Annotated in this window: 22 protein-coding genes and 5 pseudogenes; 16 read left to right on the top strand and 11 right to left on the bottom strand. The window is 69.9% G+C overall.

Annotation, left to right across the window (positions count from 1 at the left end):
* Positions 1-214, bottom strand: a 214-nt coding sequence (locus ABD794_RS13305; protein ID WP_344963301.1) for a type II toxin-antitoxin system Phd/YefM family antitoxin, incomplete at its 3' end; no start/stop codon positions are given.
* A 206-nt stretch (positions 215-420) separates the two neighbouring features.
* Between ABD794_RS13305 and ABD794_RS13300 the strand changes: the two genes are divergently transcribed.
* From ABD794_RS13300 to ABD794_RS13270, 7 genes are all read left to right on the top strand, one after another.
* Positions 421-705 (top strand): helix-turn-helix domain-containing protein, encoded by a 285-nt coding sequence (locus ABD794_RS13300; protein ID WP_344963305.1) that lies wholly within the window; start codon positions 421-423, stop codon positions 703-705.
* Between the two features lie 6 nt (positions 706-711).
* Positions 712-1,218, top strand: a complete 507-nt coding sequence (locus ABD794_RS13295) for a DUF5753 domain-containing protein (protein WP_344963303.1) — start codon at positions 712-714, stop codon at positions 1,216-1,218.
* Positions 1,200-1,451 carry a DUF397 domain-containing protein gene (locus tag ABD794_RS13290; protein ID WP_344963299.1) on the top strand — a complete coding sequence of 84 codons (252 nt, stop codon included), beginning with the start codon at positions 1,200-1,202 and terminating at the stop codon, positions 1,449-1,451. The genes ABD794_RS13295 and ABD794_RS13290 overlap by 19 nt, the downstream gene beginning before the upstream one ends.
* Positions 1,411-1,641 carry a hypothetical protein gene (locus tag ABD794_RS13285; protein WP_344963298.1) on the top strand — a complete coding sequence of 77 codons (231 nt, stop codon included), beginning with the start codon at positions 1,411-1,413 and terminating at the stop codon, positions 1,639-1,641. The genes ABD794_RS13290 and ABD794_RS13285 overlap by 41 nt, the downstream gene beginning before the upstream one ends.
* A 16-nt stretch (positions 1,642-1,657) precedes the next feature.
* The gene (locus ABD794_RS13280; RefSeq protein ID WP_344963297.1) at positions 1,658-1,945 is read left to right on the top strand and encodes a hypothetical protein; all 288 of its coding nucleotides are present in this window, start codon (positions 1,658-1,660) and stop codon (positions 1,943-1,945) included.
* A gap of 122 nt (positions 1,946-2,067) precedes the next feature.
* Entirely contained in the window at positions 2,068-2,316 is a 249-nt protein-coding gene (locus tag ABD794_RS13275; RefSeq protein ID WP_344963295.1) for a hypothetical protein, read from the top strand.
* A complete protein-coding gene (locus tag ABD794_RS13270) occupies positions 2,313-2,825 on the top strand; it encodes a hypothetical protein (protein ID WP_344963293.1) in 513 nt (170 codons plus the stop codon). Before ABD794_RS13275 ends, ABD794_RS13270 begins: the two co-directional genes overlap by 4 nt.
* A 204-nt stretch (positions 2,826-3,029) precedes the next feature.
* Here ABD794_RS13270 and ABD794_RS13265 read toward each other — a convergent pair.
* Positions 3,030-3,673: pseudogene (locus ABD794_RS13265) on the bottom strand (TetR/AcrR family transcriptional regulator).
* A 215-nt stretch (positions 3,674-3,888) separates the two neighbouring features.
* Between ABD794_RS13265 and ABD794_RS13260 the strand changes: the two are divergent.
* From ABD794_RS13260 to ABD794_RS13240, 5 genes and pseudogenes are all read left to right on the top strand, one after another.
* A pseudogene (locus ABD794_RS13260) lies at positions 3,889-4,861 on the top strand (tetratricopeptide repeat protein).
* A gap of 566 nt (positions 4,862-5,427) precedes the next feature.
* Positions 5,428-6,085 (top strand): annotated as a pseudogene (locus ABD794_RS13255) (DUF6230 family protein).
* 224 nt (positions 6,086-6,309) lie between these two features.
* Positions 6,310-6,696 (top strand): DUF6114 domain-containing protein, encoded by a 387-nt coding sequence (locus ABD794_RS13250; protein WP_425586013.1) that lies wholly within the window; start codon positions 6,310-6,312, stop codon positions 6,694-6,696.
* Between the two features lie 11 nt (positions 6,697-6,707).
* Complete coding sequence (locus tag ABD794_RS13245) at positions 6,708-7,289, top strand: hypothetical protein (RefSeq protein WP_344963292.1); 582 nt, start codon at positions 6,708-6,710, stop codon at positions 7,287-7,289.
* Positions 7,286-7,957, top strand: a complete 672-nt coding sequence (locus ABD794_RS13240; RefSeq protein ID WP_344963290.1) for a hypothetical protein — start codon at positions 7,286-7,288, stop codon at positions 7,955-7,957. The genes ABD794_RS13245 and ABD794_RS13240 overlap by 4 nt, the downstream gene beginning before the upstream one ends.
* Before the next feature lie 82 nt (positions 7,958-8,039).
* Here ABD794_RS13240 and pyk read toward each other — a convergent pair whose 3' ends face one another.
* The 3 genes from pyk to pta form a co-directional block, all read right to left on the bottom strand.
* Positions 8,040-9,467, bottom strand: a complete 1,428-nt coding sequence (gene pyk, locus ABD794_RS13235) for a pyruvate kinase (protein WP_344963288.1) — start codon at positions 9,465-9,467, stop codon at positions 8,040-8,042.
* 84 nt (positions 9,468-9,551) lie between these two features.
* Positions 9,552-10,769 carry an acetate kinase gene (locus ABD794_RS13230; RefSeq protein WP_344963286.1) on the bottom strand — a complete coding sequence of 406 codons (1,218 nt, stop codon included), beginning with the start codon at positions 10,767-10,769 and terminating at the stop codon, positions 9,552-9,554.
* A 44-nt stretch (positions 10,770-10,813) separates the two neighbouring features.
* Positions 10,814-12,910 (bottom strand): phosphate acetyltransferase, encoded by a 2,097-nt coding sequence (gene pta / locus ABD794_RS13225; RefSeq protein ID WP_344963285.1) that lies wholly within the window; start codon positions 12,908-12,910, stop codon positions 10,814-10,816.
* A gap of 276 nt (positions 12,911-13,186) precedes the next feature.
* Here pta and ABD794_RS13220 point away from each other — a divergent pair, with 276 nt between their 5' ends.
* Entirely contained in the window at positions 13,187-14,212 is a 1,026-nt protein-coding gene (locus ABD794_RS13220; RefSeq protein WP_344963283.1) for an ATP-dependent 6-phosphofructokinase, read from the top strand.
* A 63-nt stretch (positions 14,213-14,275) separates the two neighbouring features.
* Here ABD794_RS13220 and ABD794_RS13215 read toward each other — a convergent pair whose 3' ends face one another.
* A complete protein-coding gene (locus ABD794_RS13215; RefSeq protein WP_344963307.1) occupies positions 14,276-14,404 on the bottom strand; it encodes a hypothetical protein in 129 nt (42 codons plus the stop codon).
* A 12-nt stretch (positions 14,405-14,416) separates the two neighbouring features.
* Positions 14,417-15,210 (bottom strand): annotated as a pseudogene (locus ABD794_RS13210) (alpha/beta hydrolase); the annotation flags it as partial.
* A 212-nt stretch (positions 15,211-15,422) separates the two neighbouring features.
* Between ABD794_RS13210 and ABD794_RS13205 the strand changes: the two are divergent.
* Entirely contained in the window at positions 15,423-15,866 is a 444-nt protein-coding gene (locus ABD794_RS13205; protein WP_344963281.1) for a hypothetical protein, read from the top strand.
* A 3-nt stretch (positions 15,867-15,869) separates the two neighbouring features.
* Here the strand turns inward: ABD794_RS13205 and ABD794_RS13200 are convergent, their stop codons facing one another.
* The 4 genes from ABD794_RS13200 to ABD794_RS13185 form a co-directional block, all read right to left on the bottom strand.
* Positions 15,870-16,229 (bottom strand): VOC family protein, encoded by a 360-nt coding sequence (locus tag ABD794_RS13200; protein WP_425586012.1) that lies wholly within the window; start codon positions 16,227-16,229, stop codon positions 15,870-15,872.
* Positions 16,230-16,318: 89 nt separating this feature from the next.
* Positions 16,319-17,299 carry a DUF1259 domain-containing protein gene (locus ABD794_RS13195; RefSeq protein ID WP_344963277.1) on the bottom strand — a complete coding sequence of 327 codons (981 nt, stop codon included), beginning with the start codon at positions 17,297-17,299 and terminating at the stop codon, positions 16,319-16,321.
* A 225-nt stretch (positions 17,300-17,524) separates the two neighbouring features.
* Positions 17,525-20,044, bottom strand: a complete 2,520-nt coding sequence (locus ABD794_RS13190) for an ABC transporter permease (RefSeq protein ID WP_344963276.1) — start codon at positions 20,042-20,044, stop codon at positions 17,525-17,527.
* 47 nt (positions 20,045-20,091) lie between these two features.
* Complete coding sequence (locus ABD794_RS13185) at positions 20,092-20,907, bottom strand: ABC transporter ATP-binding protein (RefSeq protein ID WP_425586011.1); 816 nt, start codon at positions 20,905-20,907, stop codon at positions 20,092-20,094.
* A gap of 347 nt (positions 20,908-21,254) precedes the next feature.
* Here ABD794_RS13185 and ABD794_RS13180 point away from each other — a divergent pair.
* Positions 21,255-21,527 (top strand): annotated as a pseudogene (locus tag ABD794_RS13180) (hypothetical protein); the annotation flags it as partial.
* Between the two features lie 856 nt (positions 21,528-22,383).
* Positions 22,384-22,632 carry a hypothetical protein gene (locus ABD794_RS13175; RefSeq protein ID WP_344963272.1) on the top strand — a complete coding sequence of 83 codons (249 nt, stop codon included), beginning with the start codon at positions 22,384-22,386 and terminating at the stop codon, positions 22,630-22,632.
* Positions 22,633-22,846 lie beyond the last annotated feature (214 nt).

Below are 22,846 nucleotides of genomic sequence, written 5' to 3'. Positions count from 1 at the left end.
ACTCGGCGTCATCGGCCAGTCGGTTGAGCCAGGCGTCCTCGGCCCGTTCCTCAAGCTGCCGCAGCCGTCGGTACTCGTCGATGTCGATCAGCACGGCTTCTTCCTTGCCGCGTCGTGTGATGACAGTGGGGGTGTCCTCCCGTCGAGCGCGGTCTATGGCGTCGGCCAGGTGGCTGCGTACTTCGGCCATGGACTTGATCACCGGTTCGCTCATGTAGCAAATGTAGCAGATGTACATCTGCTGGGCCGCTTGAGCGCCAAGTGGCCCCTCCCGAGCGCCCCGGGCGCGGCGTTCACCCGTACGTGCGACGAGGTTTCGGACGTGACTCGTTCGCGGCTTGCCCGCCCTAGCCTCCGCAGGTACCGGAAGAGGTGCGGAAGGGGTGAGCAGCAGTGGCGAGTGAGACGTCCCAGCCGCCGATGGCGTGGCGGTTGTGCGGGGACCAGGTCAAGTTGCGGCGGCAGGACGCGGGTGTCAGTCGGGAGGAGCTCGGTCAGGAGGCTGGATACGGACCGGAGACCATCAGGGCGATGGAGCAGGGGCGCCGGCGGCCGACTCAGCGATTGCTCGACATCGCGGACGAAATGTGCGGGGCGCGGGGGAAGTTGCGGGCGGCGTCGGAGTATCTCCAGCCGGAGAGCATCCCGAAGCAGATTCATCTGTTCCTGGATGCGGAAGCCAGGGCGATCGCCCAGTGTCAGTAGCAGGCGCTGCTGATCCCCGGGCTTCTGCAAACCGAGGAGTACGCACGGGCGTTGCTCAGCGCCCACTGCCCGCCCGTGGACGATCAGACGATTGAGGAGCGCCTCGCGCTTCGAATGAGCAGGCAGGAGCGGCTGAGGAAGCCGGACGTGCTGTTCAGCTTCGTTCTTTACGAGGCGGCTCTGCGCACCGGTGTCGGCGGACCGGATGTCATGAGGAGACAGCTGCAGTGTCTGCTCGACGCCGGAGAGCTGCGCAACGTGTCCATTCAGGTGCTTCTTGCTGAGCACCGTTGTCATGGCGGCCTCGATGGGCCGTTCACCATCTTCGAGACGGACGAACGAGAGCGGTATCTCTACGTTGAGGCTCCGGGTATGAACAGCATGTTCGAGGAGCGGGGGCACGTCAACGACTTCTCGCACCGGTTCGGTATGTACCGTGCCCAAGCTCTCAATTGCCAGGAATCAGCTGAATACATCAGAAAGTTGGCGCAAGGATGTCGGTCGGCAAACTGACCTGGTTCAAGTCGAGCTACAGCAACACTGCAGGCGTCGAGTGCGTCGAGGCCGCGGCCTCGACGCACTCGGTCCTCATACGTGACTCCAAACACCGCAACGGGCCCCACCTCTCCGTACCGCGCGCCGCCTGGGTGGAATTCATAGCCGGCGCGGGTGAGTGGAGGAGGGCCGCCTGCCTGTCTGCTCAGAGTGGTATTCGATGCTTCCGTCGACCTGGACGAACTGGTTGACCTGGCCGGTACCGTCAAGGCTGTCGGCCCGAACCCATCAGGCCACTACGAGCGTTACGTCAACGTGGGCAGGCTGATCGGCGTGACGTCCGAAAAGACCGGTGGTAAACCTGCGTCGTGGTTCCTTCTCGCACAGGACAAGTGGGGAAGCGTCCGCACGATGTATCCGATCGAGAAGCCGGCCAAGTGACGGGAAGGTACGAGAGGTGTACATCTTCCTGGAGAACCGGCAGCACGAGCGTATCTCGGAAATAGTCGGGGATGACGCGGAGGAGAGCTTCGTATCGGCATGTGAGGCAGCGCCGGTGGGCAGCGTCATGCGGGGCGTGCAGCGCTACGGTGACACGATGCTGAACGAACTCCAACTCCGGCGGTTCGTAAGAGAGCTCCTTCAGCTCCCCGATGAGAAGAAGACGGAATTGATCTGTCGGGTAACGGAGATGGCTCAGCAAGCAGCAGCTTGCGGTGGCTACTTGTTCTTCTCCGGGGACTAGCAGATGACCGCAGGCGAGGTGGGGAGGCTTGCCCCGCCTGCGGTTGTCCCGATACACACCTATGAAGAGAGATGCGCGGGATGCCCCTTGTCGTATATGTGGAAGACCGGAATCACGGACGCATGGCCAAGACTCTTGACGACCGTAAAGGAACCTTCCTTACCCTGTGCGAAGAGGCTCCGGCGGGCAGCCTCATGCGCTGCGTACAGCGCCGCGGTGACACCATGCTGAACGAGATTCAACTGGTGCAGTTTGTTGAGGAGTTGAACGGGTTGCCCCTGGAGAAGCGGAACAGTACTGTTCGAAAGCTGGCAGCCGCAGCCGAGTTTGCGATCGCCTCTTACGGATATCTGTACTTCGTCGGCACATGAACTACGACAGTGAGCCTCGTCATCTTCTCGTTCGTGCGCGGGGAGAACGGTCCCCGCTGTATGGGCCGGAGGTAGAGGTCCATCCGGACATCCCTGACTTCACCCGCAACATACGGGCCGATGATCCCGCCCTGGGGATTCCCGAGGACTTGGTCCACAGCCTCACCTCCTGGGCCATGTCCCGCCCACCCGGTGGGTTCGCCTCTCGCCCTGAGCTTCGCAAGCACGTGAAGGAGGGCAAGGAGAAGACTCAGTTGCTGGCCGCGCACCTCGGGCCCGCATGGGTGGTGCGCTACTGGGACGAACAGCACGCGTCGGCGAAGTTCGTCTGCTGGGGATGCCGGCGTCTGCACTGGACCCTCGGTGCTCATGGCGACCCGCCGCATCCTCTCCACATCGTCGTCCAGGCGAGTACCGGTGGCACCCGCTTCGTGCGGATGGGGTTCGAGGATTTCGCCCCGGACGATCCGGCTGCCGCACTCGGCCTGTCCGGCGGCTTGGGTCGATGATCTGTACAGGTGGTCGGCGGACGTTGACGCCAACATGGGACCTGTACCTGCGGGAGCGCGAAGAGGACAAGCGCGAGGCGCGAAGGGAGGAGCTGGAGCGTCGGGGTGAGGCGTTGGCCGCACGTATCGCGCACGAAGTCGGCCCTGGAAGGGCCGTCACCTATAGGGGGGTCTGGTAGCCGTTGCTGCGGCCCGCACTCCTCGTCAGGGGGACACGGAGCTCCCCGCCAACCCCCCGATCAACAACGCCGTGAACCCCCGCGCCCACTCCCCGTCCACCGGCTCCGCGCTCACCAGCGTCCGGTGGACCACCGCCCCGGCGATCACGTCGAAGATGAGGTCCGCCGTGCGGGCGGCCACGGCCGGCTCCTCCTCGCGGGGAGTTCGCCGCGGGCCTGGGCGCGTTCGCGGCCCAGCAGGACGAGGCCCTTCTGGCGTTCGACTATCGCGGAGCGGATGCGTTCGCGGAGGGCCTCGTCGCGGGTCGACTCGGCGACCACCGCCATCAGGGCCGTCTTCGTCTCGGGGCGGTCCAACAGGGCCGCGAAGCGGAGGACTACGCCTTCGATGTCCGCCTGGAGGCTTCCCCGGTCCGGGAGTTCGAGGTGCTCGTCGAAGAGGTCGGCGACCGCGTCGACGACGAGCGCGTTCTTGCCGCCCAGCGGCGGTATAGAGCGTGGTCTTGGCCACTCCGGCCGCGCGCCGCCACGTCGCCCATGGTCAACTTGGACCAGCCCAGTTCGACCAGCGCGGCCCGCGTCGCGTCCAGGATCGCGCGGTCGGCCTCGGCGCTGCGCGGCCGGCCGGTGCGCGTGCCGGACGGGGGAACCAGGGGATGGAGGGGTCATGGGCCCGACCCTACGCCGGGTAGTCAAGCCGGTATGAGGTAGATCACGGCTGGATCCCCGAAGGCCCTCTGCCGCCACCCCGCCCTTCCAGTTACGCTACGACGCGTAGCGAAAGACGATGTGAGCGACAACCACGGACGCCGAGTGGGGACCCGCGTTGCCGATTTCGCTGCGTACTTTTCCGATCGCGCCGCGGGAAGGGGGAGGATAGGGCCATGCAGCCACGGAACATGTCCATGAGTGGAGTGGTCGACCTCGCCGCGGTGAAGGCGGCCGGGGAGGCCAAGCAGAAGGCCGAGCAGGCGCGGATCGAAGCCGCGCGCCACGGGTGGCGCGCCGGCGGGCGCCGCGGGCCCGCCTGGTCTTCGACGTAGACGAGACGAACTTCGAGGCGGAGGTCCTTCAGCGCTCCGCCGAGGTGCCGTCGTCATTCAGTTCTGGGCTGAATGGTGCGCGCCCTGCAAGCAGCTGATGCCGGTGCTGGAGGGGCTGGCCGCGGAGTACGCGGGCCGGTTCGTCCTGGCGAAGGTGGACATCGACAAGAACCCGCTGCTGATGCAGCAGTTCGGCGTCCTCAGTCCGTGCCCACGGTCTTCGCCGTGGTCGCCGGGCAGGCGCTGCCGCTGTTCCAGGGCGCGCAGCCGAAGGCCCAGGTCCAGCAGGTGCTGGACCAATTGGTCCAGGTGTCGGAGGAGCGCTTCGGGATCGTGGGCGCGCCGGTCGAGCCGGGCGCGGAGGAGGAGGCGGCCGAGGCCGCCCCGGTCCCCGCCGGTCCGTACGACGCGGCCCTGGGCGCGGCGCACGACGCGCTGGACGCGGGCGATCTCGCCGGTGCGGTCCAGGCGTACAAGAACGTGCTGTCCGACGACCCGGGCCACCCGGAGGCGAAGCTGGGCCTGGCCCAGGCGGAGCTGCTCCAGCGGGTCCAGGGCATGGACCCGCAGCAGGTGCGCAAGGCGGCGGCCGAGGCGCCGGGCGATGTCCGGGCGCAGATCGCGGCGGCCGATCTCGACCTGGTCGGCGGGCATGTCGAGGACGCCTTCGGGCGGCTGATCGACGCGATCCGCCGCACGGCGGGCGATGACCGGGACGCGGCGCGGTCGGCTGCTGGAGCTCTTCGAGGTGATCGGCGCGGACGATCCGCGGGTCTCGGCGGCGCGTACGGCGCTGTCGCGTGCCCTGTTCTGACCCAGGGGAAACAGCGGTCGCGCTATATCAAATCTTTATAAACTCCCTCGCGGCTACCGCGAGTAAGGGAAACCCGGGCATTCGCCCGGGTTTTTTCCCGTTGTTCACCCATCCCGGTGGGCGGAGGGTGGACACGCGCCGTGTCCGGCCGTCGTGGCCTCGGCGCCTCCCGGCGCTCCCCGCAATTACTCGCTAGTAATGAACCTCTTGTGCCCCGCCCGGAATGCACCACGATCGGCGGGACCCGGTCCAGCACCGCGGCCCGGCCATCCGGCCGGGGCACGGGAGTTGGGTCCCCACCGGGCCGGTCGGCGGCTGTCCGCCGGCCGTGGGACAGGGGGGTCCCGCCGCCGCCAACGGCTGGGCCTGTCCCGGAGGTTGCGCGAAGGCGTGGCCACGTGGTTGTCGCTCGGGGGTGATCGCCGGTGCACCGGTCGCGGCTTGGCGTAGGACGCCGTCGCGCGCTGCGGCGGTCCGCTTGCCCGAGGACGTAGCACGTCTCCCACCCCGGGCCGGGGCTGTTCCCAGCCCCGTGCCGGGGTGTACGTCCGAGAAGGAGGCAAGTCATGAAGTCCCAGGCACGCGGTGGGACCAGATGGAAGCGGTTCGCCGTCGTCATGGTCCCGAGCGTCGGCGCGGCGCGGCCGGTCGGTCACGATGGCGATCGCACAGGGTGCGCTGCGGCGTCGTTCAGCGTTTCGGGCCAGCAGTTCCAGGTCCAGGCCGGCGAGATGAAGGGCGAGAACTTCGTCCAGTACGGCTCCATCGACCAGAACAAGGAGGGCGGCACCCGGTCGTCGTCGTGGGTCTGAAGCACGCCAAGATCAGCAACCTGTGCCAGTCGGTGGCGGTCCGCGTCCCGATCATCAACCAGGACGTGTCGATGAAGCTCCGGGCCGGCCAGGGCCGCGCGAGAGGACAAGGTCGACGCGGGCAACCTCTACATCGACGCCGACGCCCTCAACGCCGACGCCAAGTTCGAGAACATCGACATCGGTGTGCCGGTGGACAACGCGCCCAAGGGGCCGGGCCCGGCCAAGGGCGACCACTACGTCCCCGGTTTCCTTCGCCCAGCAGGCCGACAAGGTCACCTTCACCGACGCCAAGCAGCGCGCCTGGGCGACCACGGCGGGCACCTTCACGCTCAAGGGCCTGAAGATGGACATCAAATTCGGGAAGAACGAGTGCTTCGACCCGAAGGACATCAAGAAGGTCGACGACTGACCGGACGGGCGTGGGGCACGGGACCGTCCGTCTCCGCGCCCGGACCGTAACTCCTCGTCCGACCGGCCGCCTTGAGCGCCGTGAACCACCGATCCCTCTGCCCCGAGGAGCTGTACCCATGAGCGCCGACACGCGATCCCTGCAGTCAGGCTCATTCGGCCGCGCACGCCATACCTTTCCGCGCGTGGCGGGGGAGGCGGCCGTTCTGGGGCGGGTTGTGGGCCATGCTGGCAGGCGCCCCGATCATGTACATCCCGTACCAGACCATGACGTTGGGCGACCTCCATATCCGCCTGGCCACCACGGCGGGCGCGGGCTCGTTGATCATCGGTGTGCTGCTGATCGTCCTCGGCCTGACCATGTGGTTCCAGCCGCAGTCCAGGGTCTTCGCGGGCGTCGCGACGATCCTGCTGGCGCTGGTCTCCCTGGTCGTCTCCAACTTCGGTGCCTTCATCGTCGGATTCCTGCTGGCGCTCATCGGCGGTGCGCTGGGCGTCTCCTGGGCGCCCGGCAGGCCGGTCGTCGAGGAACCGGCCGACGAGCGCGGCGCCGACGACGGACCCTCCGGTGCACCGGCCGCGCCCGCCGGCCCGTCACTCGTGAAGGAATGAATGGGGCCATCGTGTCCACTGACAAAGACCCGGAGGCGTGGACGGGCCCCCGTCACGCCGCCCCGAGAAAGCCGCTGCTGGCCCGGCTGCACCTGCCCGCCGGCAAGGCGGTCGCCCTCGCGGCGATGCCCACCGCCGTGCTCATGGGCATGGGCTTCACCCCCCAACTCGCCCAGGCCAAGCCGACGGAGCCGGCGAACCCGTTCGGCGACGCGTTCTGCCTGACGAAGCCGGACGCGTCCCCGTCGCCGGACGCGACGCCCGGTACGCCGTCGCCGAGTCCGGACACGAGCAGGACCGCCGACGCCGATGACGAGGGCAAGGCGGACAAGCCCAGGAAGTCCGGGGAGCCGACGGCGCCTTCGCCGACGGCCGAGCCGAAGAGCACAGCGTCGCCGACGCCGTCCCCTACCGAGGACCCTGTCGAGAAAAAGCGCGGCAAGCTCCCGGAATCGCTCCCGCTGCCCGTACCGCTGCCGTCCCTGCCCACCTCGCCGTCGCCGACGCCCACACTCCGGCACCGACCACACCGACACCGACCCCGTCTCCGGGCGGGAAGAGCGCCACTCCCACCCCGTCCAAGGACGCGGTGAAGAAGGAGTCGCCCTCGGCCACGCCGAAGGCGACGCCCCAGCCGCACAAGACACTGGACGTCCCGGAGACACCGGAAGCCACCGCGACTCCGACTCCGACCCCGACCCCTACGCCGGACGCCTCCGGTACTGCCTCTCCGTCGGCGACCCCGTCGCCCACCGCCACGGGGGAGAAGACCCCCAAGCCCTGCCCGGTCACCAAGGCCCAGGGCGATCAGGCGACGGCCGGCTTCGCCAACAACCCCTGGTTTCTGACGTCCAGCAAGCTCACGCTGCGCGGGCTCACCTATGAGGGGATCAAGGAGATCACCACCATCGGCGGGCAGAAGAAGTCCGTCGTCAAGTTCACGGCCGACGGCCTGGACATCAAGGATCTGCACGCGCTGGTGAACGACCGGGGGAAGGTCTACCACCAGACGGGGCTGGGGTCGAGGACCCCGACGATCCGGGGCGGCAAAGTCACCATGTACACCGAGGAGTTGAAGGGCAAGCTCCTCGGCATCCCGATGACCGTCAGCGCCGCGCACCCCCCGCCGCTGATACCCGGCCTCAAGCTGCCGATTCCCCTCAGCTATACGGACGTCAAGATCCGGCAGGCCGGCCAGTACGGCGGGACCCTCACCATCCCGAACATGAAGGTCTACATCACGGACGGGACGTACTCGTAACGAAGAGAAGCGAGGAAAACGGCCGGGCCGTCACCCCTGACAAGGGGCGACGGCCCGGCCGCGCGTCGGGAACAGCGAGAACCTAGCGGCTCTCCCCGCCCAGGTGGTGCACCCGCACCATGTTCGTCGTGCCGGGGACGCCGGGGGGCGAGCCGGCGGTGATGACCATCGTGTCGCCGTCGCTGTAGCGGTGCAGCTTCAGGAGCTCGGCGTCGACCAGGTCGACCATCGCGTCCGTGTTGTCCACGTGCGGGACGACGAACGTCTCGACGCCCCAGCTCAGCGCGAGCTGGTTGCGGGTCGCGGCGTCGGTGGTGAAGGCCAGGATCGGCTGGGCGACGCGGTAGCGGGAGAGGCGGCGGGCCGTGTCACCGGACTTGGTGAACGCGACGAGCGCCTTGCCGCCGAGGAAGTCGGCGATCTCGCAGGCCGCGCGGGCGACCGAACCGCCCTGCGTGCGCGGCTTCTTGCCCGGGACGAGCGGCTGGAGGCCCTTGGAGAGGAGCTCCTGCTCGGCCGCCTCGACGATGCGGGACATCGTCTTGACGGTCTCGATCGGGTAGGCGCCGACCGAGGACTCGGCGGAGAGCATGACCGCGTCGGCGCCGTCGAGGATGGCGTTGGCGACGTCGGACGCCTCGGCGCGCGTCGGGCGCGAGTTGGTGATCATCGACTCCATCATCTGGGTCGCGACGATCACCGGCTTCGCGTTGCGGCGGCACATCTCGATGAGGCGCTTCTGCACCATCGGGACGCGCTCCAGGGGGTATTCCACCGCCAGGTCGCCACGGGCCACCATCACACCGTCGAAGGCCATGACGACCTCGGCCATGTTCTCGACGGCCTGCGGCTTCTCGACCTTGGCGATCACCGGGACGCGGCGGCCGACCTCGTCCATGACGCGGTGGACGTCCTGGACGTCCTTGGCGTCGCGGACGAAGGACAGGGCGACCATGTCGCAGCCCATCGCGAGCGCGAACTTCAGGTCCTCGACGTCCTTCTCGGACAGGGCCGGGACGTTGACCGCCGCGCCGGGCAGGTTGATGCCCTTGTGGTCGGAGATGACGCCGCCCTCGATGACGATGGTCCTGACCCGCGGGCCGTCGATCTCCGTCACGCGCAGCTCGACGTTGCCGTCGTTGATCAGGATCTGGTCGCCCTTGGCGACGTCGCCCGGCAGACCCTTGTAGGTGGTGCCGCAGATCGTCTTGTCACCGGGGACGTCCTCGGCGGTGATGGTGAACTCGTCACCGCGCACCAGCTCCACGGGGCCGTCCGCGAAGGTCTCCAGGCGGATCTTCGGGCCCTGGAGGTCGGCCAGGACGCCGATCGCGCGACCGGTCTCGTCCGCGGCCTTGCGGAGGCGGTGGTACCGCTCCTCGTGCTCCGCGTGGGAGCCGTGGCTCATGTTGAAGCGGGCCACGTTCATGCCGGCCTCGATCAGCGTCTTCAGCTTCTCGAAGGAGTCGACGGCGGGGCCCAGGGTGCAGACGATTTTGGAACGGCGCATGGGGCAGATCCTATCGGTTTGTTTCGGAGCGGAATATTCGAGCTGTGGGAAAGGACAGGGGTGGAACCCCGTGTTCCGCGGGAGTCAGGCGCTGACCAGGGCGTATGCCTGGGTGGCGATCTCCAGCTCCTCGTCGGTCGGGACCACCGCGACGGCGACCCGCGCGTACTCGGGGGAGACCAGCCGCGCCGAGTCGCCCCGCTGCGCGTTGAGCTCGGCGTCCACGGCCAGGCCCAGCTCCTCCAGACCGGCCACGGCGGCCTCGCGGACGGGCGCCGCGTTCTCGCCCACGCCCGCCGTGAAGGCGATCGCGTCGACCTTGCCCAGCACGGCGTAGTAGGCGCCGATGTACTTCTTCAGCCGGTGCACGTACACGTCGAAGGCGAGCTTCGCCTGCTCGTCGCCCTCGTCGATGCGCCGGCGGATCTCGCGCATGTCGTTGTCGCCGCACAGTCCGATCAGACCGCTCTTCTTGTTGAGGAGCGAGTCGATCTCGTCGGTCGACATCCCGGCGTTGCGGGCCAGGTGGAAGATGACCGCCGGGTCGATGTCACCGGAGCGGGTGCCCATGACCAGGCCCTCCAGCGGGGTCAGGCCCATGGAGGTGTCCACGCAGCGGCCGCCGGCGACCGCCGACGCGGAGGCGCCGTTGCCCAGGTGCAGGACGATCACGTTGACCTCGGACGGGTCCTTGCCGAGCAGCTTCGCGGTCTCGCGGGAGACGAACGCGTGCGAGGTGCCGTGGAAGCCGTAGCGGCGGACCATGTGCGCGTCCGCGGTCGCGGTGTCGATCGCGTAGCGGGCGGCGTGCTCCGGCATCGTCGTGTGGAAGGCGGTGTCGAAGACCGCGACCTGCGGCAGGTCGGGGCGGAGCGCCTGGGCGGTGCGGATGCCGGTGATGTTGGCCGGGTTGTGCAGCGGGGCCACCGGGATCAGCCGCTCGATCTCCGCCAGCACCTCGTCGGTGATCAGCGTCGGCTCGGTGAACCTGCTGCCGCCGTGGACGACGCGGTGGCCGATCGCCGCCAGCTCGGGGGAGTCCAGGCCGAGCCCGTCGGCCGCCAGCTCGTCGGCGACGGCCTGCAGCGCGGCGGCGTGGTCGGGGATCCGCTCCGTGATCTCGCGCTTGATGCCGCCGGTCGCGAGCGGCGTGTGGGCCAGGCGCGAGGAGTCCTCGCCGATGCGCTCGACCAGGCCGACGGCCAGCCGGGCGCCGTCCGCCATGTCGAGCAGCTGGTACTTGACCGACGAGGAGCCGGAGTTGAGGACGAGGACGCGGGTCGCGTTGGCGTTGGCAGTCATGGAGCTTTCCGTGGTGGGGGGAAGGGCGGGGGACGGGGCGGACATCACGGCTCGACGCGGTCGCCGCGCTGCTCGCCCTGCGCCTGGATGGCGGTGATCGCGACGGTGTTGACGATGTCCTGGACGAGCGCGCCGCGCGACAGGTCGTTGACCGGCTTGCGCAGACCCTGCAGGACCGGGCCGACCGCGACCGCGCCGGCCGAGCGCTGCACGGCCTTGTAGGTGTTGTTGCCCGTGTTGAGGTCGGGGAAGACCAGGACGGTGGCCTTGCCGGCGACCTCGGAGCCCGGGAGCTTGGTGGCGGCGACGGCCGCGTCGACGGCAGCGTCGTACTGGATCGGGCCCTCGACCAGCAGGTCGGGACGGCGCTCGCGCACCAGCTCGGTGGCGCGGCGGACCTTGTCCACGTCCGCGCCGGAGCCGGAGGTGCCGGTCGAGTACGAGAGCATCGCGATCCGCGGCTCGACGCCGAACTGGGTGGCGGTCGCGGCGGACTGGATGGCGATGTCCGCGAGCTGCTCGGCGTTCGGGTCCGGGTTGACCGCGCAGTCGCCGTAGACGAGCACCCGGTCGGCCAGGCACATGAAGAAGACCGACGAGACGATCTGCGCGCCCGGCGCGGTCTTGATGATCTCGAAGGCGGGGCGGATGGTGGCCGCGGTGGAGTGCACCGCGCCGGAGACCATGCCGTCGGCCAGGCCCTCCTGGACCATCAGCGTGCCGAAGTACGAGACGTCGGCGACGACGTCGTGCGCCAGCTCCACGGTCATGCCCTTGTGGGCCCGCGCCTTGGCGTAGAGCTCGGCGAAGCGCTCGCGCAGCGGGGACCGCTGCGGGTCGATCAGCTGGGCCTCGCCCAGGTCGATGCCGAGCTCGCCGGCCCGCTTGCGGATCGCGTCCTCGTCGCCGAGCAGCGTGATGTCGCAGACGTCGCGGCGCAGCAGCACGTCGGCGGCGCGCAGCACGCGCTCCTCGGTGCCCTCGGGCAGGACGACGCGGCGGCGGGCCGAGCGGGAACGCTCGATCAGCGCGTGCTCGAACATCATCGGGGTGACGCGGCCGGAGCGGGCGACGGAGATGCGGTCGCCCAGCTCGGCGGTGTTGACGTGGCGCTCGAAGAGGCCGAGGGCGGTCTCGGCCTTGCGCGGGGAGGAGCCGTCGAGCTTGCCCTCGATCGCGAACAGCTCGGCCGCGGTCGGGAAGGATCCGCCGGGCACGGCGACGACCGGGGTGCCGGGGGCGAGGCGGCCCGCCAGGGCCAGGATGTCCTGGCCGGGGCGCTCGTTCAGGGTGAGCAGCACGCCGGCGATCGGCGGGGCGCCGGCGCTGTGCGCGGCGAGGGCCCCGAGGATCAGGTCCACGCGGTCGCCGGGGGTGACCACCAGGCAGCCGTCGGTCAGGGCCGGGAGGAAGGAGGGGAGCATGGCGCCGCCGAAGACGAAGTTCTTCGCGTCGCGGTCCAGGCCCGGCTCGTCGCCGAGCAGCACGTCGGCGCCGAGCTTGCGGACGATCTGCGCCACGGTCGGGGCGGAGAGCGAGGCCTCCTCGGGCAGCGCGTAGCAGGGCACCGGCAGGCCGGCGGACAGGCCCTCGGCGACGGCCTCGCGGTCGGCGGGCGCCACGCGGTTGACGACCAGGGCGACGACGTCGCAGCCCAGTGCCTCGTAGGCGCGGAAGGCGTTGCGCGCCTCGGCGTGGATCGACTCGGCGTGCTGGCCCTGGGCGCCGACGACGGTGATCACGGAGGCGCCGAACTCGTTGGCCAGGCGGGCGTTGAGGGCGAGCTCGTCCGGCAGGTTGCTGCCGATGAAGTCGGTGCCGAGGACGAGGACGTGCTCGTACCGCCGGGCGACCGCGTGGAAGCGCTCGACGATGGTGGAGACCAGTTCGTCCGTGCCCTTCTCGGCCTGGAGGGCGGCGGCCTCGCCGTAGGTGAGGCCGTAGACGCTTTCGGGTGACTGCTCCAGGCGGTAGCGGGTCCGCAGCAGGTCGAAGAGCCGGTCCGGCCCGTCGCCGTGGACGAGCGGGCGGAAGACGCCCACCTTGTCCACCTGGCGGGTCAGGAGCTCCATGACTCCCAGCTCGATGACCTGGCGCCCGTCGCCTCGATCGGTCCCGGTCACGTACACGCTGCGCGTCACGCGTGCTCTCCTTGCTCCATGCCGTGAAAGTTGCCGTGGGGTGTTGCCCAGGGGGTGTCACAGGCCGTTCTTCTGTTCTTCGCCCGGCCTGTGAAAATACCCGTTAGGGTGGTCTTGCCCTCTTGACAATACCTGCGACCCTGGATAAGGCGCTCGTCAGGCGGGCCACGGTGGACGGTGGCCGCGGCGACGGCCACGCAACGGCAGCACCGGCGGGCCCATGGAACAATCGGGTCCGGCTCACAGGTACCAGTAGCGAGCAGGAGACACAGCACGATGCGCATCGGAGTCCTCACCGCGGGCGGCGACTGCCCCGGCCTGAACGCCGTCATCCGCTCAGTGGTGCACCGTGCCATCGCGGAACACGGTGACGAGGTCATCGGCTTCGAGGACGGCTTCAAGGGCCTGCTCGACGGCCGCTTCCGCAAGCTCGACCTCGACGCGGTCAGCGGCATCCTGGCCCGCGGCGGCACCATCCTCGGCTCGGCCCGCCTGGAGCGCGCCCGGCTGCGCGAGGCGTGCGAGAACGCCAAGGACTTCTCCCGCGAGCACGGCATCGACGTCCTCATCCCGATCGGCGGCGAGGGCACCCTGACCGCCGCCCGGATGCTCTCCGACGCGGGCCTGCCCGTCGTCGGCGTTCCGAAGACGATCGACAACGACATCTCCTCCACGGACCGCACCTTCGGTTTCGACACCGCCGTCGGCGTCGCCACCGAGGCCATCGACCGCCTCAAGACCACCGCCGAGTCGCACCAGCGCGTCATGGTCGTCGAGGTCATGGGCCGCCACGCCGGCTGGATCGCCCTGGAGTCCGGCATGGCCGGCGGCGCCCACGGCATCTGCCTGCCCGAGCGCGCCTTCGACCCGGCGGACCTGGTGAAGATGGTGGAGGAGCGCTTCGCCCGCGGCAAGAAGTTCGCCGTCATCTGCGTCGCCGAGGGCGCGCACCCGGCCGAGGGCTCGATGAACTACCAGAAGGGCGCCATAGACCAGTTCGGCCACGAGCGCTTCGCCGGCATCGGCACCGCGCTCGCCCACGAGCTGGAGCGCCGCCTCGGCAAGGAGGCCCGTCCGGTCATCCTCGGCCACGTCCAGCGCGGCGGCACCCCGACCGCGTACGACCGCGTCCTCGCCACCCGCTTCGGCTGGCACGCGGTCGAGGCCGCGCACCGCGGCGAGTTCGGCAGGATGACCGCGCTGCGCGGCACCGACATCGAGATGGTGCCGCTGGCGGACGCCATCACCGAGCTGAAGCGGGTGCCGGAGGACCGGATGGACGAGGCGGAGTCCGTCTTCTAGGACGTGTGTGCCGTGTGAACCGGCCCGGGTCCCTCGCCGTCCGGCGGGGCCCGGGCCGTTCCGTCACTCCCGCAGCCGCGCCGCGAACTCCGCGAAGAGCTCCGCCGTCGCGGCCTCGGACGCCGGTGACTGGTCGAACAGGTTCAGGAAGCCGTGGACGAGGCCGTCGTACGTGCGGTGGAAGACCGCCACCCCGGCGTCCGCCAGGGCCTCGGCGTACGCGCGGCCCTCGTCCCGCAGCGGGTCGTACTGCGCGGTGGCGACGACGGCCGGGGCGAGGCCGGTGAAGTCCGGGCGAGCAGCGGGGAGATCCGCCAGGAGCGCAGGGCGCCCGGGTCGTCGCCCGCGTAGGCCCGCTGGAGCTTGCCGAGCATGTCCTCGGTGAGGAGGAGCCCCTCGCCGTTCTCGGCGCGGGACGGGTGCGCCCGCGTGCCACTGCAGTCCGTCACGGGGTAGGCCAGCAACTGGGCTTTCAGCGGCCGCCGTTCGTCCCGGAGGACGAGGGCGGTCACGGCGGCCGTGTTCGCGCCTGCGCTGTCGCCCGCGACGGCGAGCCGGCCGTCGCCGCCGTAGTCGCCGAGGTGATCGGCGACGTGGCGCGCGGCGGCGAGGCAGTCGTCGAGCGGCGCCGGGTACGGGTGTTCCGGCGCCCGCCGGTAGTGGACGGCCACGACGACGGCGCGTGCGTCGCGGCACAGGCGGCGCGTGATCTGGTCATGGCTGTCCAGGTCCCCGGCCACCCAGCCGCCGCCGTGGAAGAACACGACGGTGGGTACGGGGGTGCCGGCGCCGTCCGGCCGGTAGATCCGTACGGGGATCTCCCCGGCCGGGCCGGGCACCGTCCCGTTCCGCACGGCGCCGACCTCGATCGGTGCGGCCGCCTCCGCCGACGCCCAGCTCTGTGCGCGCAGTTGCTCGATGTGGGCGCGGTCGAGGGGGAGCGGCGGCGTGGGGGCGATCTGCGCTATCAGGGCGGCGATGGCGGGTTCCACGGGCATGGGGCCTCCGGGGCTTGGACCTTCTCGAACCTAAGGGGGACCGTAGCGGTGTCGCCCGCGCGGTTGGGCTGTTCGTGCGGATCCCCTAGGGGGCGTGGGACCGGAGTCTGACGGCAGGACCATGCGTCGGGTTGACGTCCGGGCGGGAGCGCGCACGGACACTGGAATCAGTCATTCCGATCCGTCCTCGTTCCCCTCGCGGAGGCCCCTCCATGAAGAAGATCGTCATCGGCACGGTCGTGGCCGTCGGCATCGTCGCCACCGGCGCCGCCGCTCTCCCCACCGCCAAGCACTGGTACGAGAGCCGTCACGACCAGTCGTCCCGCTACGCGACGGGCGCCGAGGCCAAGTCCGACCGCGCGTCGATGCCGCGCTGGCTGCCGGACGACGCGGCGGACGTGCGCTACGCGATGAGGACGACGGGTGGGGACCGCCTCCTGCGGGCCACGCTGGCCGACGGCAGGCTGCCGTCGTCCTGCAAGCCGCTCCCGTCGTCCGACGCGTCCTCGAAGCGGCCCGCGCTGACGGCGTCGTGGTTCCCCGGCGACCGGTCCGCCCAGGTCCGCTGCGGGCTCTACTACGCCGCGACGGACGGCGGCACGCTCTACGCGTGGCAGCACGACGAGGACTGGATCGCGGACAACAAGTCCCGCTGACGTTCAGTCGATACAGAACTCGTTGCCCTCGATGTCCTGCATCACGATGCACGATTCGTTGTCCTCATCGGCAAGCAGTACCTGCACGCATACCGCGCCGAGCGTGATCAGCCGTTCGCATTCGGCCTTGAGCGCGGCCAGGCGCTCTTCGCCCACGAGTCCGGTGCCGACCCGCACATCGAGATGAACGCGATTCTTGACGGCTTTGCCTTCGGGAACGCGCTGGAAATACAGTCGCGGGCCCACACCCGAGGGATCGACGCACGCGAACCATGAACCCCGGTTCTCGGGCGGCAGCGAGAGACCGTAATCGTCCCAAGTGGCAAACCCCGCCGGTGGCGACGGTACGACGTACCCCAACACCTCGCACCAGAAACGGGCGACGCGCTCGGGTTCCGCGCAGTCGAAGGTGACTTGGGAACTCCTTGACCGATGCCATCGGCCCACCATAGTCAGGAAGGCGGCGCGGGTGCCACGTTCGTGAGGGACACCGCCCGGCGGAGCCGCCGCGCCAGCGCGACCGCGTCGCCGACCGCCCAGAGGTGGACGAAGAACAGCCGCGGCTCCTCCGTCAGGCCGTGGTTGTGCAGTTCGACGAGGTCGATCGAGCCGCGGCGCAAGGTGGCGAGGACGTCGTGCACTTCACCGGCGACCATGGCGAAGTCGCCGCTCAGCGCGGCGCGTCCGCCGCCCATCGGCTGGAACGTGAAGGCCGTGGTCGCTCCGAGGCCGGGCGGCAGGGTGCGGCCGTGGTCGACGACCGTCTCCCGGCGGATGAACGTGCAGGCGTGGACGCCGTTGGCGGTGGCCCCCGGGACGCCGAGCGCGGCATCGATCCCCTTGGTGTCCAGGTCGACCGGGCGCGGCCGGGCCGGTGGGGGAGGGGGCGGGGTGCCGGTCGCCGCCACGACGGTGCGCAGGCTGCGGGCCAGGTGAACGGGGTCGTGGCCGTGCTGGTGGATGTGCGTCCACCAGAGTGGCGGATCGTGCGCCAACAGGTGCTTGTGGATGGCGGTCTGCGTGAATCCGTGCTGGTGCAACGCGTCGTTGAGCTTCTGCAGCCGGCACTCGGTGATGATCAAGTCCCCCATGACCAGGGTGCTTCCGTCGCTGTAGCGGACGAACGACACGTGGGAGCCGAGCGCGAGACCCGGGGTGACGGTGACGCCGCGGGAGATGACGTGGAGATCCCAGCGGGGGAAGGGGGTGTGGTAGTAGAGGCCCCTGATCATGTTGCCGCTTCGGCCCAGCGTGTCGGCGACCTTGGACCAGGTCTTCGGGTTCGAGGGAACGGGGGTTGCCGGGCGGCTCGTCCGGTCGGACCCGGGACGCGGATCGTGGAATGCCAGCTTCGCGGACGCGGGGGTCAGCGCGGCCATGGCCAGCAGATTGCGCCGGCGTATCCCGGTCTCGAGTGGCTGCTGTGTGCTCATCCCCGGGTACCTCGTGTCTCCTGAAGAGAAGAACCTGAAGAGAAGGAGCAGTCCCGCGTGCGATGGGCCCGATTACGGTTGACCAAAGCATCCATGTGGCGAAGAGCCTGCTGTTCCCGAATGTGTTCCCGAATTCACGTTCTGTAAACGACGGAGAAATTATGAGGAGCGGGGCGCGGCATGCGCCGCACCCCGCTCCTGCACGCACTCACCTTCTTCGCGCGCTCACTGGCTGCCGATCGACTCCAGTACGTTCAGCTTCGCCGCCCGTCGGGCCGGCCAGACCGCCGCCAGGACGCCCACGGCGAGGGCCAGCAGGAGGAAGATCCCGATGCGGCCCCACGGCACGACCATCTCGTACGTCGGGAACGACGACCGCAGGATGTGGCCGCCCGACCAGGCGAGGAAGACGCCCAGGCCCACACCCAGCACCGCGCCGAACATCGCGATCATCACGGACTCCAGGCGCACCATCCGCTTCACCCCGGAGCGCGCCAGGCCGATCGCGCGCAGCATGCCGATCTCGCGGGTCCGCTCGAAGACCGACATGGCCAGGGTGTTGACGACGCCGATCACCGCGATGACCACGGCCATGCCGAGCAGGCCGTACATCAGGAAGAGGATGTCGCCGATGTTGCCCGCGCTCTCGCGCCGCAGGTCGTCCTGACTCTGCACCTTGATCAGCGGGTTGGCGCCGAGCGCCTTGCGGATGGTGTCGGGCAGGTCGCCGGACGTGCCGGGGGCGGCCTTCACCAGCACTTCCTGGTCGAGCACCTTGTCCAGGTGCGGGTCGACGAAGGACGGGGCGCCGATGACGTCGCTCAGGACGTCGTTGTCCGCGTAGACGGCGGCGACGCGGGCGGTGGCCTTCTTCCCGTCGTGGAACTCCATGGGCAGGGACGAACCGACGCGCAGCGCGCGCTGCTTCGCGTACTCCTCGGAGACGGCGACGGACTTCCCGCGCACCGCGGCGAGCGAACCCTCGCGCACCTTGAGGTCCGTCACCTTGCCGATCGACGCGACGTCCGTGGCCCGCAGGCCGGCCGGGGCGTTCCCCGACTGGAAGCCGGTCATCCGGATCGGGACGGCGGCGTCGATCCCCTTCTGCTTGCCCAGGGTTCGGGCGACGTCCGGGGAGAGGCCGCCGAAGCCCGACGACGTGACCTTGTAGTCGGCGGTCAGGTCCTGGCCGCCCATCCGGTCCACGCCGCGGTCGGCGGAGATCGCGACCACGGTGAAACCGGTGATGAGGGTGAGGCCGATCATCAGCGCCGAGGCGGTGGCGGCCGTACGGCGCGGGTTGCGGAGCGCGTTGCGGCGGGCCAGCTTGCCGCTCACGCCGGTCAGGCGGTCGGTGATCCTGCCGAAGAGGGCGACGAACGGGCGGGACAGCAGCGGAGCCAGCACGATCACGCCGGTGAGGGTGATCGCCGAGCCCGCCATCGCCGTGGTCAGCCCGCTGGAGTCGCGGATCGTCGTGACGTAGAGCATGATCGCGACGCCGAGCGCGGTGAGCGCGCCGCCGAGGGTGTTGCGCAGCACCAGGCCGCGGGGGGCCGCGGGCTGGTCCACGGCGGACAGCGCCTCGACGGGGGCGATCCGCGCGGCCTTGCGGGAGGGCAGCCAGGCGGCCAGGACGGTCACGACCGTGCCGACCGCGAGGGCGGAGAGAAGAGCCATCGGCTCGACGACCAGGGGGCCGTCCGGCAGGCTCGCGCCGGTCGAGTTGAGGACCGAGCGCAGGCCGACGGCGATGCCGAGGCCCAGGACGAAGCCGACGGCGGACGCGACGAGGCCGAGCAGACCCGCCTCGATCAGCACCGAGCGCACCACCTGGCGGCGCGAGGCGCCCACCGCGCGCAGCAGCGCGATCTCGCGGGTGCGCTGGGCGATCAGCATGGTGAAGGTGTTGGCGATGATGAAGACGCCGACGAAGAGGGCGATCCCGGCGAACACGAGGAAGGTGTTCCGGATCGACTTGGTCTCCTTGTCGATGATCTTCGACTGCTCGGCGGCGAGGGCGGTTCCGCTCTGCGCCTGGAAGCCCTTGGGGAGGACGCCGCGGACCTTGGCGGCCAGGGCGTCCTGGTCGGTGCCGGGGGTGGCGGAGACGACGAGTTCGGTGAACTCGCCCTTCTTCCCCAGGAGTTTCTGGGCGGTCGGGGTGTCGAAGAGGGCGAGGCTGCCGCCGGACCCGACGCGGGGGTCGTCGGTGCCGACGGTGCCGACGAGCTTCTTGGTGATCACCGGACCGTCGACGGCGAGACGGACGGTGCCGCCGAGTGCCGCGCCGGTCCGGGCGGCGGTGCGGGTGTCGAGGACGACCTCGTCGGCGGCCTTCGGGCCGCGTCCGGTGCGGATCGGGTAGCGGCTGTCCTTGCCGTCCTTGTCGGGCACGTAGTTGGCGCCCTCGCTGCCCCATTCGCGGCCGGCGGGGTTGCCGTCCTTGTCGGCGACGGTGGTGGTGCCGTTGACGGACGGGCGGACGTGGGTGACGCCGGGTATCGCGCGGACCTTGTCCACGGCCCTGGCGCCGAGGGCTCCGGAGCCCGGTCCGCCGCCGGCCGTGACCGAGACGGCCACGTCGTCGAGGCTCTTCGCGGTCCTGTTGCGGAAGGCGGAGCCGACGGAGTCGCTGAAGACGAGGGTGCCGGAGACGAAGGCGGTGCCGAGGAGGACCGCGAGGGCGGTCATGAGGAGGCGGGTCTTGTGGGCGAGGAGGTTGCGGAGGGCTGTGCGCAGCACGGTTCGGGTTCCTGTGGGTGGGAGGGGAGGTGGTGCCCGAACGGGCCTCAGTTCGTACGGCCCTTGGCGTCGAAGGCCTTCATGCGGTCCAGGACCGCGTCCGCCGTCGGGCGGTGGAGCTCGTCCACGAGGCGGCCGTCCGCGAGGAAGAGCACGCGGTCCGCGTACGAGGCGGCCACCGGGTCGTGCGTCACCATGACCACCGTCTGCTCCAGGGCCCGTACCGACTCGGCGAGGAAGCCGAGGAGTTCGGCGCCGGAGCGGGAGTCGAGGTTGCCCGTCGGCTCGTCCGCGAAGATGATCTCCGGCTTGGCGGTGAGCGCGCGGGCCACGGCCACGCGCTGCTGCTGGCCGCCGGAGAGCTGGTTCGGCCGGTGGCCGAGGCGGCCGGAGAGGCCGAGCGTCGTGACGATCTGGCCGAGCCACTCGGGGTCGGGCCTCCGGCCCGCGATGTCCATCGGCAGGGTGATGTTCTCCTGCGCCGTGAGCGTCGGGAGCAGGTTGAACGCCTGGAAGACGAAGCCGACCTTGTCCCGGCGCAGCTTCGTCAGCTGCCGGTCGCCGAGCGCGGCGAGCTCGGTGTCGCCGATGCGGGTGGAGCCGGAGGAGACGGTGTCCAGGCCGGCCATGCAGTGCATGAGGGTCGACTTGCCGGAGCCGGAGGGGCCCATGATCGCCGTGAACTCGGCCCGGCGGAACTCGACGGAGACCGAGTCCAGCGCGGTCACCCGGGTCTCCCCGTGGCCGTAGACCTTGCTCAGGCCGGTGGCGCGGGCGACGACGGTGCCGGCGCGGGGGGTGGTCGCGGGGGCCGTTGGGGACACGGGAGCTCCTTGCCGGAGGGGGGAATGGGCTCCTTCCATTCTTGGGGCGGTGAGGGTGGGAGACGTCAGCCCGCGGAGCGGAATGTGGGGTCGCACTTTGGGATGGGTGTGGGGGTGGGCGTAGTCCTTGAGATGGAGGCGGGTGGGTTTCCCGGTGGGGTTCTGTGCCCTGGTCCCGCCCTTTCCCTGACCCCACCCGCCGAGGGCCCCGGGCAAGGCTTGCTCCCCACTACTTCCGAGACCGGGTTACCGCGCACCCACCCCGATCAGTAATCCACCTGTTCAACGGCGGGTGCTCCGAACGGAGTTGGAAGCCCGTACGGCCCCCACCCATGCCCGGACCGGCGAACTGGTGCGGACTGTAATCACAAGCTGCCTCGGAGGAGTGGCGACGAGTCGTCCTCGTCCCGGAGACCGCTGCCGGTACCGGCGAGATAGGCCACGCGGCCATCAAGGATCTCTGCGTATGCGTCGCCCGTATCGACCAGGCGGAACGGGTTCTGTCCGAGCGCGGCTTGATGGTGACTTCCGAGCGAGGAACCGTGAAGAACGGAGCCGCCACCGTCGTCAGGGTACTCCGTGCGGCCAACATGCAGCCCAGATGCGGCAGTTCTGCCGTGGTCCTGCTCACCGCGCTCCGGTTAGGTGGGCAGACGTAAGCGCCCCCGCGACGCAGCGAACGTCCGGGGGCATGGACCACCTGAAAGAGGCAGGCAGCCATGACGAAGCATAGGCAAGAGCCGCCCAGAACGGGCACTGGGGCAGGAACCGATCAAGACGGGCCCAGCCGGCCGACCACATGGGGCGCGCCGGTGACTGACCTGCGCCCCGCCTATCAGTACCCCCGCCCCATGGTCGGGGTCACCCGCTCGCCGGACACCAACCGCACGTGCCCGACGTGCCACCGCACCCACCGTGACACCGATCCCGCCGACTGTCCGTCGCCGGACACCGACCAGCGCAGGGGGAACGCGCCGTGATCCCTCTGCCGCACAGCAGCGGGCCCCCGGCCATGCCGACCCCGGTCAAGGGCTGCGCCCGCTGCGCGCGGCTCGACAGCGCATGGCGAGCCGCGCGGGATCGGGGTGACCAGGTGTCGGCCGACAGATTTTCGGGCGAGTACGTCAAGCATCACCGGTCCCAGCGCCCGGGGGCCTGGTGACTACCGGATCGAGTGACCGGTACGTCCGGCGCACCGTCGCCCTGGCGCTCGTCGTCGCCGTGGTGACGCTGTCCGCGCTTGTCCTCTGGACCCCGCCGCTGCTGGTTGGCGCAGGGCTTTGCCCAGAGTCCCTGTGCCGGTGCCGCCAGCAGCGTCGGGCCCGCCCGGTTGGGCTCGTGGCTGAACGCCGGCCGGACGGGTCACGCCGCACCCTGTTGGACGTGACGAGGGGTACAGCTCCACGCCCCGGGCTTCCCGGCAAGGTGCCTGGCACCCCGCCCCGACCATGAACCCGAACAAGCCGTGGTCGGGGCGGGTCAACCAAGAACGCACACCCCGAAAAGGAGAGTGCAGTGGAACGATCCCCCAACCTCCCCGACCCGACACGGGTTGCGGAGCGCGCCAAGGAAATCCTGTCGGCGCTCAAGGCCGACCCTGAGTTCCCCGCCTTCGAGGCGGCGTCCTTGAAGTACGACGAGGGCTGGTCGTGCTTCGCCGGCGCCCCCGGTCATCAGCAAGTACGACCAGGAGACCGACAAGACGCCGCTCCTGGAGGGAAGGGCTCCGCGCCCTGTCCCTCAAAGCGGCCGTCTACGAGATGACCGGCGACGAGCAGACGTCGGAGATCCCGGTCGCCATCCCACTCGCTTGGGGTGGCCCGCCGGAGCGCTACTGGATCGATCACACCGAGGCACAACGCCGACTCGGCATCCTCCGCACGAAGTACGAGGAGGCAGGCTTCCTCAAGATGGGGCAGGCCCACGTGATCGACTTCCCCCCCCCTCGTCGGAGCCCTTGTTAAGCCGTCCTGGACCG

The sequence above is a fragment of the Streptomyces thioluteus genome (assembly GCF_039535865.1).
Note: the sequence above shows the minus strand (reverse complement) of the source record. Positions and strands in the feature narration are given on the sequence as shown.

Coding starts and splice junctions, on each gene's coding strand:
- ABD794_RS13230 (WP_344963286.1), bottom strand. CDS start 10,769: ATGACTGCCAACGCCAACGCGACCCGCGTCCTCGTCCTCAACTCCGGC.
- ABD794_RS13185 (WP_425586011.1), bottom strand. CDS start 20,907: ATGGAAGGAGCCCATTCCCCCCTCCGGCAAGGAGCTCCCGTGTCCCCA.
- ABD794_RS13195 (WP_344963277.1), bottom strand. CDS start 17,299: ATGAGCACACAGCAGCCACTCGAGACCGGGATACGCCGGCGCAATCTG.
- ABD794_RS13300 (WP_344963305.1), top strand. CDS start 421: ATGGCGTGGCGGTTGTGCGGGGACCAGGTCAAGTTGCGGCGGCAGGAC.
- ABD794_RS13270 (WP_344963293.1), top strand. CDS start 2,313: ATGAACTACGACAGTGAGCCTCGTCATCTTCTCGTTCGTGCGCGGGGA.
- ABD794_RS13205 (WP_344963281.1), top strand. CDS start 15,423: ATGAAGAAGATCGTCATCGGCACGGTCGTGGCCGTCGGCATCGTCGCC.
- ABD794_RS13250 (WP_425586013.1), top strand. CDS start 6,310: ATGCTGGCAGGCGCCCCGATCATGTACATCCCGTACCAGACCATGACG.
- ABD794_RS13220 (WP_344963283.1), top strand. CDS start 13,187: ATGCGCATCGGAGTCCTCACCGCGGGCGGCGACTGCCCCGGCCTGAAC.
- pyk (WP_344963288.1), bottom strand. CDS start 9,467: ATGCGCCGTTCCAAAATCGTCTGCACCCTGGGCCCCGCCGTCGACTCC.
- ABD794_RS13290 (WP_344963299.1), top strand. CDS start 1,200: ATGTCGGTCGGCAAACTGACCTGGTTCAAGTCGAGCTACAGCAACACT.
- ABD794_RS13275 (WP_344963295.1), top strand. CDS start 2,068: ATGGCCAAGACTCTTGACGACCGTAAAGGAACCTTCCTTACCCTGTGC.